The 11,070-nt window shown below is 72.5% G+C and carries 8 protein-coding genes; 4 read left to right on the plus strand and 4 right to left on the minus strand.

What is annotated here, in order from left to right; all coding sequences use genetic code 11:
* Positions 1–141: 141 nt before the first annotated feature.
* The 4 genes from ACIBEC_RS29770 to ACIBEC_RS29785 all read right to left on the minus strand — a co-directional run bounded on the left by ACIBEC_RS29770 (position 142) and on the right by ACIBEC_RS29785 (position 4,812).
* Positions 142–2,109, minus strand: coding sequence for an anthranilate synthase family protein (locus tag ACIBEC_RS29770; RefSeq protein WP_360506259.1), 1,968 nt, complete (start codon positions 2,107–2,109; stop codon positions 142–144).
* Positions 2,106–2,729 carry an isochorismatase family protein gene (locus ACIBEC_RS29775; RefSeq protein ID WP_360506256.1) on the minus strand — a complete coding sequence of 208 codons (624 nt, stop codon included), beginning with the start codon at positions 2,727–2,729 and terminating at the stop codon, positions 2,106–2,108. Before ACIBEC_RS29775 ends, ACIBEC_RS29770 begins: the two co-directional genes overlap by 4 nt.
* A gap of 27 nt (positions 2,730–2,756) precedes the next feature.
* Entirely contained in the window at positions 2,757–3,527 is a 771-nt protein-coding gene (locus tag ACIBEC_RS29780) for a 2,3-dihydro-2,3-dihydroxybenzoate dehydrogenase (protein WP_360506253.1), read from the minus strand.
* An 82-nt stretch (positions 3,528–3,609) separates the two neighbouring features.
* A complete protein-coding gene (locus tag ACIBEC_RS29785; protein ID WP_360506251.1) occupies positions 3,610–4,812 on the minus strand; it encodes a 3-deoxy-7-phosphoheptulonate synthase in 1,203 nt (400 codons plus the stop codon).
* A 527-nt stretch (positions 4,813–5,339) separates the two neighbouring features.
* Here ACIBEC_RS29785 and ACIBEC_RS29790 point away from each other — a divergent pair.
* The 4 genes from ACIBEC_RS29790 (at position 5,340) to ACIBEC_RS29805 (ending at position 10,911) form a co-directional block, all read left to right on the plus strand.
* On the plus strand, positions 5,340–7,316 hold the full coding sequence (locus ACIBEC_RS29790; RefSeq protein WP_360506248.1) for a transposase: 1,977 nt from the start codon (positions 5,340–5,342) through the stop codon (positions 7,314–7,316).
* 126 nt (positions 7,317–7,442) lie between these two features.
* Positions 7,443–8,612, plus strand: coding sequence for an FAD-binding oxidoreductase (locus tag ACIBEC_RS29795; protein WP_360506245.1), 1,170 nt, complete (start codon positions 7,443–7,445; stop codon positions 8,610–8,612).
* A gap of 225 nt (positions 8,613–8,837) precedes the next feature.
* On the plus strand, positions 8,838–9,800 hold the full coding sequence (locus tag ACIBEC_RS29800) for a hypothetical protein (protein WP_360506242.1): 963 nt from the start codon (positions 8,838–8,840) through the stop codon (positions 9,798–9,800).
* Complete coding sequence (locus ACIBEC_RS29805) at positions 9,793–10,911, plus strand: FAD-binding oxidoreductase (protein ID WP_360506239.1); 1,119 nt, start codon at positions 9,793–9,795, stop codon at positions 10,909–10,911. Before ACIBEC_RS29800 ends, ACIBEC_RS29805 begins: the two co-directional genes overlap by 8 nt.
* The last annotated feature ends 159 nt before the right edge of the window (positions 10,912–11,070 follow it).

Raw genomic sequence — 11,070 nt, forward strand, 5'->3', positions numbered from 1 at the left:
CCGGGCGGGGGTGTGGGGGGGCGTGGGCCCCCCCCCCCCCCCCCCGGCGGCGGGGGGGGGGGGGGGGGGGGGGGTTGTTTGGGGGGGGGGGGCGGGGGGGGGGGGGGCCCGCCGGGGGGGGGGCCCCCCCTTCCGTCGTCCTCACCGGCCCAGGGCCTCACCGAGCCGGTCGGCGATGACGCGGACGCCGTCGACGGTGAGCACCGACTCCGCGTGGAACTGCACCGAGGCGAACCCGGGCCCGCGGAGCGCGTGCACCTCCCCCGTCGCCGGATCGCGGCTGATCTCCACCGCGCCGATCCCCGGGTACTCGGTCTTGTCGTCGTCGCTGCGGGCGGCGAAGGAGTTGTAGAAACCGACCCGCTCGGGGCGGCCGAACAGGTCGATGTCCTGCTGGAGGCCCTGGTTCGGCACCCCCTTGCGGATCACCTCCAGCCCGAGCCGGGCGCTGAGCACCTGGTGGCTGAGGCACACCGCGAGGAACGGCCGCCGTTCCGCGAGCAGCCGGTCGACCGCCGCGTGCAGATGGGCGATCTTGGGCTGCCCGACGTCCAGCGGGTCGCCCGGTCCCGGGCCCGTCACGACCAGGTCGTATCCGTCGAAGGTGTACCGCTCGTCGAATCGACGGACCGTCACATCCAGTCCCAGCGAGCGCAGTTGGTGGGACAGCATGGCGGTGAAGGTGTCCTCGGCGTCGACCACCAGCACCCGGCGGCCGTCCAGCGCGGACCGGGGGCCGTACAGCCCGGGTCGGGGGCCGTTGCGCCGGTCCGCGTCGGTCAGCCAGAAGTCGGCGATGCCGGTGTTGCGGCGGGCCAGTGCGGCCCGGACACGCGGGTCGTCGGCGAAGCGCGCGGGCCGGTCGGCCCGGACGGGTGGCCCGTCGGCGCGGGACGCGGGCCGGTCGGCCCGCAACGCGGCGAGCAGCCCCGCGGCCTTGGCCCGCGTCTCGGCGACCTCCGACACGGGGTCGGAGTGGCGCACCAGGGTCGCCCCGACCCCGAGCCGGAGCCGGCCGCCCCGGTCGATGTCGGCGGTGCGGATCAGGATGGCGGAGTCCAGCGTGCGGCCGCCGCCGCCGTCGCGGCCGATGAGCGCGACGGCCCCGCTGTAGTAGCCGCGGCCCGCGGGCTCGTACCGGCGGATGATCCGGCAGGCGTTCTCCAGCGGGCTCCCGGTCACGGTGGGGGCGAACAGGGTCTGCCGGAGGATCTCGCGCGGGTCGCGGGTGCTGCGCCCCTCGATGAAGTACTCGGTGTGCGCCAGCCGGGCCATCTCCCTGAGGTACGGGCCGACGACGCGGCCCCCGCCCTCGCAGATCCCGGCCATCATCTTGAGTTCCTCGTCGAGGACCATGTAGAGCTCGTCGGTCTCCTTGCGGTCGCCGAGGAAGGCCAGCACGTCCGGGAGGGCCGGGCCGCTCGGCGGGTACCGGTAGGTGCCGCTGACCGGGTTCATCACGGCGGTGCCGCCGTGCACGCTGATGTGCCGCTCGGGGGTGGCGCCGACGAACGTCCGGTCGCCGGTGTGCACGATGAACGTCCAGTACGCGCCGGTCTCCTGCTGGAGCAGTCGGCGGAACAGCGACAGGCCGTGCCCGGGCGAGTAGTGCGTGATCTCCGCGACGTAGGAGCGCTTGAGGACGAAGTTGCCGCCCTCGCCCCGGCCGATCTCCTCGGTGACGACCGTGCGCACCAGGTCGGCGTAGTCGTCGTCGGAGATGTCGAAGTGCTCGCCGGAGAGTCGGATCGGCAGGTCGGGCAGCTGTGCCAGCGCCTCGTGGCAGGGCACCTCGGCCTGGGCGGTGACGGTCATCGCCAGCAGCGGTTCGCCGTCGTCGGTACAGGCGAAGCCGCGCTCGGCGAGCTGCCGGAACGGCACCAGCACCAGCACGTCGTGGCCCGCGCCGTCGGCCCGTTCGGGCAGTGGGATGTCGGCCAGGGCGGCCACCGCGGACACCTCGCCGACGAGGACGTCCAGCACCTCGCCGCCGGTCCGCTCCGGGCGGTGGATCAGCGCGAACGCCGGTGGCCGCGGCGACCGGACCAGCTCGAGCAGGTCCGGCGCGGCGGGCGTCGTGGGCGCGGCGGGCGTCGTGGGCGCGGTCACGCGCAGAACGCCTTGACCGTGGTGACCACCGCGCAGCGCCGGGCGGCGTAGTCGAGGGTCAGCCGATGGTGGTCCGCGGAGAAGTCCGCGATCGCGTCGGCGACGAGGAACGTCTGAAGGTCGTTGGTGAACGCCTCGACGGCGGTCATCAGCACCCCGACGTGCCCGTACACGCCGCAGATGACGAGCTGGTCACGGCCGTGCCGCGCCATCCGCTCGCGCAGGTCCGACCGGAAGAAGGCGCTGTAGCGCCACTTGGTGAACAGCCAGTCGTCCGGGGCCGGCGCCAGTTCGTCGACGATCCGGCGGTCGGCGGGGTCGACCTGCATGCCCGGTCCCCAGAAGTCCCTGAGCAGTCCGCGGTCCTCGGCGGTCATCCCGCCCGGCTGGGCGGTGTAGGCGACCGGGATGCCGAGGCTCACGCAGCGCTCGCGGAGCTGCGCCGTGTTGCCCACCAGTTCACCGCGGAGGGTGTCCGGGAACGGGCGAACGAAGTAGCGCTGCATGTCGTGGATGAGCAGCACCGCCCGGTCCGGGTCGGCTTCCCACCCGGCGACGTTCTCGGGCAGGTCGCCCGCGTCCGGCATCGGGTAGGGCTCGATGGGGGGTATCCCTGCCATGGCCTTCTCCTTCACGCCCAAGGTTCCTCACACGCCCAAGGTGGCGCCGCCGTCGACGGTCAGGTCGTGCATGGTGATGTGCCCGGCCTGTTCGGAGAGCAGGAAGACCACGGCGTCCGCGATGTCCGCCGGCCGGGCCAGCTTGCCCAGCGGGATGCCCACCTTGTAGGCCTCGGCCCGGCCGTCGATCGTCGCCTGCGGGCCGGTCTCGTCGTGCCACATGGACCGGAGCATCGCGGTGTCGGTGGAGCCGGGGGCGACGACGTTGCAGCGGATGCCGTGGCGGGCGACCTCCAGGGCCAGGCACTTGGTGAACATCGTCGCCGCAGCCTTCGACGCGGCGTAGGCGGCCATGTCCATGCGGGGCGTGCCGGCCGCGTTGGACGCCACGGTGACGATCGCGCCGCGACGACGGGGCACCATGCGGTCGACCACCGCGCGTGACACGTGCATCACGCCCGTGGTGTTGACGGCGAAGGTCGCGGCCCAGTCCTCGTCGGTCAGTCGGCGCACCGGGCTGAGGTGCAGCACGCCGGCGGCGTTGACCAGGTGGTCCACCGGTCCCAGCGTGCTCTCCACGCCGTCCACCAGTTCCGCCACCTCGGCGGCGCGGGTGACGTCGGCGGGGAACGCCGCCACGGACAGGCCGTCGGCGACCATCTTCCCCGTCACCTCGTGGAGTCGTCCGGCGTCCCGGTCGACCGCGGCCACTCGCGTGCCGCGCCGGGCCAGGGCGCGGACCACGGCCGCGCCGATCCCGCCCGCTGCCCCGGTGACCAGGGCGACTGTGTCCTCCATCGTTCAGACCTCCATTGCAGGGTGTGCACGGGGAAGTTCCGGTTCGGGCCCGCCGGTTGCTTGCCGTCGAGCCGGTCGGCGCTCACGTCCGCCAGGCCGAGACCACCTCGACGGCCTGGTCCGGGTTGAGGCGCGGATCGCAGAGGCTGGTGTACTTGTCCCCGACGTGCGGGACGTCCGCCGGGGTCCGGGCGCATTCCGTGACGTCGTCCGGGGTGGTCTCCAGGTGCAGACCGCCCGCGACGCCGCCGCCGTCGCCGACCGCGTCCTGGAAGCGGGTCACCTCCTGCACGATCCGGGGCAGGAGCCGGGTCTTGAACCCGTCCGGGGTGGCGAAGGTGTTGCCGTGCATCGGGTCGCACAGCCAGATCACCGGGTGCCCGGCGGCCCGTACGGCCGCGGCGAGGGCGGGCAGCCGGCCGCCGATCCCGTCCGCGCCCATCCGGGTGATCAGGGTGAGCCGGCCCGCCTCCCGGCGCGGGTCGAGCCGTTCGCACAGGGCCAGCAGCTCACCGGTGGTCATCGTGGGGCCGACCTTGCAGGCCACCGGGTTGACGACCTGGGCGAGCAGCGTGACATGGGCCCCGTCGACCTGCCGGGTGCGCTCGCCGATCCACGGCCAGTGGGTGGACGACAGCCAGGCCCGGCCCGACGCCGAGCGGCGCACCAACGGCACCTCGTAGTCGAGCAGCAGGGCCTCGTGGCTGGTCCACACCTCCGGCGCGGGGCGCCGGTGCGCGCCCCGGTCGGCCCAGCCCAGGTACCGCAGGACGGCGTCGGCGAGCCGGTAGCCGGAGAGCATCCGGGTCGGATCGGGACGCCGGCGCTCCGGGGCGGGCTCCGGGCTGTTCACCATGTGCCCGCGATAGGCGGGCAGTTCGAGGTCACCGATCCGTTCGGTCGGCGCGGAGCGGGGCTTGGCGAACTGGCCGGCCAGCCGGCCGACCCGGAGCACCGGGCGGCCGGTGCCCTCCTCCATCCGGCCGGCGAGGAGGTCCAGCAGCTCCGACTTGCGGGCCACGTCGCCCGGGGTGCAGTCGGCGGGATCCTCCGCGCAGTCGCCCGCCTGCACCACCCGGGCCGCACCGGTGGCGACCTCGGCGAGCCGGGTGCGCAGCGCGAGCACCTCCTCGGCTTCGAGCAGCCCCGGGAGGGCGGCCAGTTGGCCGCGGACCCGGCGGGCCAGTCCCGCGTCCGGCCATGGGGGCTGCTGTGCCGCCGGACCCAGCTCCAGGTCGCACGCGGCGGTGACCGAGGCGTCCTCGGGTGGTGTACGAGTGAGCACGGTGATCTCCCGAAGCGGCGGGTACACACGGTCTGGTGGGAATCGGCGGCTGACTGCGCCTCAGTCTCAGGTCTCGTGCGCGGCGGGGCCAATGCCCGTCGGGGCACTGTGTCAGGTGAGGTGGTTCCGCATCAGGTCGGCCGTGGGCCGGTGTCCCGGGCCGGCGGCCGACCGCGGCCGCGCATTTCCGCAGTTTCCGTGCCGCCCGTCCGACTGGGTCATTCGGGCACCCGTCCGACTGGGTATTTCCGGTAACCCGTCCGACTGGGGAGAACAATACGGAGCGCCCGTGCCGCGGTGATCGACTCGCACACTTGTTGTCCTTCGAGTGCTTGTATAGCCTGGGGCCGAGATCTGCCAATTCAGCATGAGCCGGGGATCCGTCGGGGGAATCTCCCGAATCGAGTACCGCGTGGCGTACTTCCTGCGCGCGCCAGGTGTGCGGCGCGTCGGCCGGCCATCCCACCCTTTCGCTTTCTCCAGGTACACCCATACCCCACACGGACTCACTGGATGAGGGGGCACCAATGCGCTGGGAACAAGCTGCGGCCGCTCAGGTCGACAGCGTGGCCGAGGTCCTTTCGACACCGGAGCCGCCGGCGGTTCTGCCGGCCTGCACGATTCCCATTCGCATTCTGCGACACGGGGAAAATATCAGAACGCACGGGGAGAACCAGGAATACATCACCACACTCGCCCGGTCACCGGTCAAATTCCCGCCCATCTTCGTCCACCGCACGACGATGCGGATCCTGGACGGAATGCACCGGCTGAAGGCCGCGGAACTGCGCGGTGACCAGTCGATCGAGGTGGTCTTCTTCGACGGGGACGAGGAGGAGGCTTTCGTCGCCGCGGTGTCGTCCAACGCCCGGCACGGCATGCCCCTCTCCTTCGACGACCGCACCGCGGCGGCCACCCGCATCCTCAACTCGCGCCGGCACTGGCCGGACCGGGCGATCGCCTCGGTGACCGGGCTCGATCCGCGGACGGTGCGCGCGCTCCGCGGCCACCTGGAGGTCCCCGACTCCCCGCCGACCAACCTGGTCCGGCTGGACCGCAACCGCCCGTCGGCGGCGCCGCGGTACGCCGAGCTCCCCGGGACGGCGCCGGCACCGAAGCCCAGCACGCCGGTCCACCAGGTGGCGGCGGAATTCGAACTGGAACCGTGCACCGTCGTCGACGTGCTCAACCGGTTGCGCCGGAGCCTGCGGGAGGTGCCCGAGGCGCCGTGCGACACCGGGGCGCCGGGCCCGAACGGCGCCGGGGCACCGGGCCAGTCCGCGGCACTGCCCGCCCCGGCGGTGCCGGCCCCGCGCGCCCCGGACGACCCGACCCCCCTGCTGGGGCTCACCGGCTCGTCCGACCCGACGGAGCTCGTCCTCGACCGGGTTTGCGCCGAGCTGTTCGCCACGTTCACCCGGCGTGACCAGCGGTTGAGGGCCCGTCAGTACCTGCGGGGGCTCCTGGGCACGCCCGGCCGCAAGACCATCCGCAACATCGCGGCCTTCGTCGACGGCCCGGGGATCGATCAGCGGCTGCACCACTTCATCAGCGACTCCACCTGGGACTGGGAGCCCGTCCGCACCGCGCTCACCCGGTACGTGGCACGGACGATGGAGCCCGAGGCGTGGGTGATCCGCCCGGTGCTGATCCCCAAGGTGGGCCGGCAGTCCGTGGCGGTGAGCCGGCGGTTCGACCCGATCCGGGGAAAGGCCGTCAACGGGCAGCGGGCGGTCGGCGTCCTCGCGGTCTCCGAGACGGCGAGCACCCCGGTCAGCTGGCGCCTTCAGGTGCCCGAGGACTGGGTCGAGGACGCGCACCGGCGCCGGCGGGCGGGGATGCCCGACGACATCGGTGCGGAGTCCCTCGGCGAGTGCACGGCCCGCGCCCTGCTGCAGGTCCTGGCCCGCACCGGGGGCCCCGACCGGCCGGTGGTGCTCGACGGGCGCGCCATGGAACGCGCCCAGCTCCTGCGGCCGCTGCACGCCGCCGAGGTGCCCCTGTTCGTACGGATCTCGGCGACCCTGCCGTTGCAGATCAAGGACCCGGCGCTGACCGGGCGCCGCCCGCACGGGCCGCTCACCGCGCGCCGGATCGTCGAGGCGGCCAGGTTCCGCCGCCGGCCGGTCGACGGTCCCGATCCCGCGGTCGAGAAGGGCCACCTGATCACCACCGTCGATGTCCGGTGGCCCGCCGACGTCGAGCGGCCCCATCCGGGGGCGGAGGCGCCGCTGCGGCTGATCGCGGTCAGCCCGGTGGGGGAGAACGTGTGCGAAGAGCTGTGGCTGACGACGCTGACGACGGTGTCGGCCGCCACCGTGCTGAAACTGGCCCGGCTCGTGCGCCGGGTGGACCGGGACCTGGAATCCGTCTCCCGGAACGCCGGAATCTGGGATTTCAGCGGCCGGTCCTTTCCGGGCTGGCACCGGCACGTCACGCTCGCGTCCGTCGCCCATCTCGTGCGGCTGCTCGCCCGAACCGATTACCGCACAGACCTCGGGTGACACCGCCGCACCGGCACACCCTTGAAGCGCGCATTCCGACACCGTGAATTCCCGCACCGTGAATTCCGCATCGTGAATTCCCGCACCGCACGTTCCGACACCGGAAATCCTCAGACGGGGGAGCACATGCCTGGCCGGCCACACACCACGGACCTGCTCGTCATCGGCGGCGGAGTGACCGCGCTGTCGATCGCGTACCACTGCGCACGGGCGGACATCGACGTCGTCCTGCTCGGCCCGGACGCCGCAAAGACCGCGCCGGCTCCCCGCCCGGTGCGCACCTACCAGCCGGGGAAGGTCCACAACTCCGAGCTGACGGTGCGCAGCCTCGCGGACTACCGGGCGTTCGCCCCGGCCGGGGGCGCCGACCTGGTGCTCTCGGACGTCGGCTGGCTGGTGGTGGCGTCCGACCGGCAGGAGGCCGCCGCGCTGGAACGCGAGGCGGCGGCCCAGCGCGCCGTCGGCGTGGAACTGGAACCTTTGACCCCGGACCAGGCCCGCGCGCGCAATCCCTGGCTGGACCCGGCCGGCACCGAGTCCGCTATCTGGTGCCCGCAGTCCTACCTCCTCGACGTGGACACGGTGATGCGGGGCTACGCCGCCGGCGCGCGGGAACACGGCGCCCGGCTGCTGACCGGCCATAGGGTGACCGGGCTGGACGCGGGGAGCGGCCGCGTCACCACCGATCGCGGGGAGTTCGCCGCGGAGGCCGTCGTCCTCGCGGCCGAGGCCGGCAGCGGCCAACTCGCGGCCTCGGCCGGCCTGGAACTCCCGCTGTGGGCGCAGATCGCCGAGCTGTTCGGCACCGACCCGGTCCTCGCCGACGGCGAGCTCGACGTCCCCTTCACCGTGCACCCGGCGTCCGGGCTGAAGACACTGGGCACCGGCCGGTCCTTCCTGGTCGGTCTGGAGCGCGTCTCCCGGCAGGAGGGCATGCGGGAGGTGTGGCTCCGGGAGGCCGCCGAGGAGCTGGCCAGGCGGTACCCGAAGCTCGGGGGCGTCGGGCTGCACAGCGTGTGGACCGGGACGGTGGACGTCACCCCGGCCAGGACGCCCTGCATCGGCAGGGCGGGCGGCGCGCACGAGCGGATCCTGGTCGCGGCCGGGTACACCGGCCAGGACCTCGGCCAGGCACCCGCCACCGGCCGGATGATCCGCGACCTCCACCTCGGCCGCTCCCCCGGTGTCGACCTCACGCCGTTCGCGCCCACGCCGTCCGGACCCGGGCTTTGTCAGGTCGGCCCCGAAATACGACAAATCCGCCGCGGAACCCGGGAGACTGACAAACGCGATTGACAAACACAACCGAAAAACACGACTGACAAACCCGACTGACAAACACCGGGTTTACCGCCGAGATATCGACGTGACAAAGTCGAAAGCTTTTCGGGAGGTGCGACGGATTTCCCTACCCGGAGATTCCGGCCGCTGATAGCGTCCCAACGTCACTATCCGACGGCCCGCCGAACCTGTTGAACGCATGCGGGCATTGGAGGAACCGAGGAGAACGGAGTAGGAACAATGCGCCAGTTTGAGATCGCCTGGCCGTCGATCGACGCCAGGGTTCGCATCACCCTCGACGAAGGCCGCAACGCGCAACTCGTCGAGCCGCTCTGGGCCGCGCTGCCGTACCAGACCTTGCAAGGACACGCGCTCGTGGCCGGCGACTGCATCTACCACGTTCCGCCGGCGCACGACCTCCTGCACGCCGTGCCGGACCACAAGGTCGACCGCAAGATCCAGCCCAGCGGCACCGTCTTCTGTTCCGCGGTGCAGCACCTCACCATCAAGTACGGCGAGCTGACCGAGCCGATGCCCGCCGCGCCGATCGGTTCCGTCGTCCCGGAGGACCTCGACGCGCTGCCGAAGATCGGCCAGCTGGTCTGGGACTCGGTGCACGGCAACGGCGCCCCGATCCTCGCGCAGGTGCGGCGGGTGGACGGCGAGTCCGGCCACGGGGTGCGGCGCATGCCGGCGGAGTCCGTCCGGGCACGCGACCTGATCGAGCGGATCGCCGCGGAGACCGAGCGGGTCCTGATCGATCCGCCCGACGAACTGGTCGCCGCGCACGAGGGCCGCTTCGACACCGGTGCCGGGACCAAGGGCTCGGTCCTGACCACGCTGGTCTGCATCAACGGCGAGACCCGGCCGCTGGGTTACGTCTCCCACACCGGCCTGGTGCGGGCCGCCCGGCTGACCGACGCACCGCTGTCCGCCCTGGTCGAGATGGCCCGGATCCTCATCGTCAAGCCCACCGAATTCCTCGGCTACTGCGGGCTGAACACACTGTGGGACCTCACTCAGGAGGTGGTCTCCGTCATCGAGGAGAAGACCACCTCCAAGGAGGACTTCATCGCGCTGCTCTCCCACCTGGCCACCTACACCAACGCCCTCGGCTCCTGGAACCTGCAGCTGTTCCCGTGGGAGCTGGGGGGCGACACCTGGACGTTCCGTCCGACCACCGCGAGGAGTGCACATGCCTGACGGGAAGAACTCCGCCGAACTGCTGATCATCGGCGGCGGCGTGATCGGCGTGTCCATCGCCTACCACTGCGCCAAGGCCGGCATCGACGTGCTCCTGCTGGAGAGGGACCGCTTCGGCGAGGCCACCACGTCACAGACCGCGCGGGCGTTCCGCACCTACTTCCCGAAGAAGCCGTACGACTCCGAGCTGGCGGTCCGGAGCATGGCCGAGTTCAACGCGTTCGCGACGACGACGAACACCGACCTCGGGCTGAAGCACCTCGGGCTGCTCACGGTGCTGACCAGCCCCGAGCAGGCGGCCGAGATCGAGGCGCTGCTGCCGGCCCACCGCGAGGTGGGCGCCGACGTCCAGCTGCTCACCCCCGCCCAGGCCGTCGAGTACAACCCCTGGCTGGACGCCGGCACCTTCGAGGCGGCGGTCTGGTCCCCGGAGTGCTACCGCGTCAAGCCGGAAGCGATCGTCAAGGGGTACGCGGACGCGGCGACGAAGCTCGGCGCCCGCCTGCTGAGCGGCACCGAGGTGACCGGCATCGACGCCCGCAGCGGCCAGGTGACCACCACTGCGGGGGAGTTCACCGCGGACGCGATCGTCATCGCAGCCGGGCCGTGGGGTGGCGACGTCGCCAAGCTCGCCGGCATGGAGCTGCCGGTGTGGGGCCAGTTCGCCGAGCTGCTGTACACCGACCCGATCTCCGACACCGACACCGAGACGCCCTTCACCTTCCACCCCGTCTCCGGCCTGAAGACGATGGGCCGGGGCAAGGGCTTCCTGGTCGGCCTGGAGCGCATCTCCAAGCAGGAGGGCATGCGCGACATCTGGTTCGACGCGGCCGTCGAGGAGCTGCCGAAGTGGTACCCGAAGGCCGCGGGCGCCAAGCTGCACAGCGCCTGGACCGGGACCCTGGACGTCACCCCGACCAAGTCGGCGCTGATCGGCCGGGGCGAGGGCGCGCACGAGCGGATCCTGTTCGCGGCCGGCTTCACCGGTCACGGCCTGGCCCACGCGCCGACCGCCGGCCGGATCATCCGCGACCTGCACCGCGGCGTCACGCCGGAGGTCGACCTCACTCCCTTCTCCCTCGCCACCAACCTGGCGCACAAGCCGGCCTGAGTACGTTCCCGCGGCGGGGCGGCGGCACGGCCGCCCGCCCCTCCCCCAGCCGCGGGACGGCGTCGGCGGGGGCGGGCGCCCCCCCCCCCCCCCCCCCCCCCGTTTTAGCCGGGGTGAAGGGTCGGTGGGTAAATTAGTGGGGACCAACACAACCAGAGG

Source organism: Kitasatospora sp. NPDC051164 (genome assembly GCF_044455625.1).
GTDB lineage: Bacteria > Actinomycetota > Actinomycetes > Streptomycetales > Streptomycetaceae > Kitasatospora.

Excerpts from the sequence above, each read along its gene's own strand:
- ACIBEC_RS29775 (WP_360506256.1), bottom strand. The coding sequence starts at position 2,729 with ATGGCAGGGATACCCCCCATCGAGCCCTACCCGATGCCGGACGCGGGC.
- ACIBEC_RS29790 (WP_360506248.1), top strand. The coding sequence starts at position 5,340 with ATGCGCTGGGAACAAGCTGCGGCCGCTCAGGTCGACAGCGTGGCCGAG.
- ACIBEC_RS29780 (WP_360506253.1), bottom strand. The coding sequence starts at position 3,527 with ATGGAGGACACAGTCGCCCTGGTCACCGGGGCAGCGGGCGGGATCGGC.
- ACIBEC_RS29800 (WP_360506242.1), top strand. The coding sequence starts at position 8,838 with ATGCGCCAGTTTGAGATCGCCTGGCCGTCGATCGACGCCAGGGTTCGC.
- ACIBEC_RS29805 (WP_360506239.1), top strand. The coding sequence starts at position 9,793 with ATGCCTGACGGGAAGAACTCCGCCGAACTGCTGATCATCGGCGGCGGC.
- ACIBEC_RS29795 (WP_360506245.1), top strand. The coding sequence starts at position 7,443 with ATGCCTGGCCGGCCACACACCACGGACCTGCTCGTCATCGGCGGCGGA.